Below are 385 nucleotides of genomic sequence, written 5' to 3'. Positions count from 1 at the left end.
GAGCCAGAACTGCACCGACTTGTCGAGCGCGAGCCAGAGGGCCAGCGCGCGCAGGGCGGCGGTCTTGCCCTGGTTGGACAGACCGGTGATGAGCAGGTGTCGCTGATACACGCTGAGCGCCGCCGCGTCGCCTCGCAGGTCCTGGCCCCAGGGGGCTTTGCCCTTGGCGTAGTCGGCGGTCATCGTGTCGTCCGTGACCAGCGGGGACGGGCCGATCGGCTCGTCCAGGGCACCCGAGTCCGCGACCCACAGTCGGACCGTGCGGGCCGCCTGCGGGATGGTGATGAACACCTCGTGCTCATGGCGGGACAAGTTCTCCGCGAGCTTGCGGCGGCGCTGCTGTACCTCGATGGTGGACACCCCGGAGGGCAGGGTGACGTCTACC

1 pseudogene is annotated in these 385 nt (G+C 69.6%); it reads right to left on the bottom strand.

Annotation, left to right across the window (positions count from 1 at the left end):
• A pseudogene (locus tag KUM39_RS28000) lies at positions 1 to 385 on the bottom strand (ATP-binding protein); the annotation flags it as partial.

It is taken from the genome of Streptomyces corallincola (genome assembly GCF_019104725.1).
Lineage (GTDB): Bacteria > Actinomycetota > Actinomycetes > Streptomycetales > Streptomycetaceae > Streptomyces > Streptomyces corallincola.
This window is presented reverse-complemented; position numbering and strand designations above follow the sequence as displayed.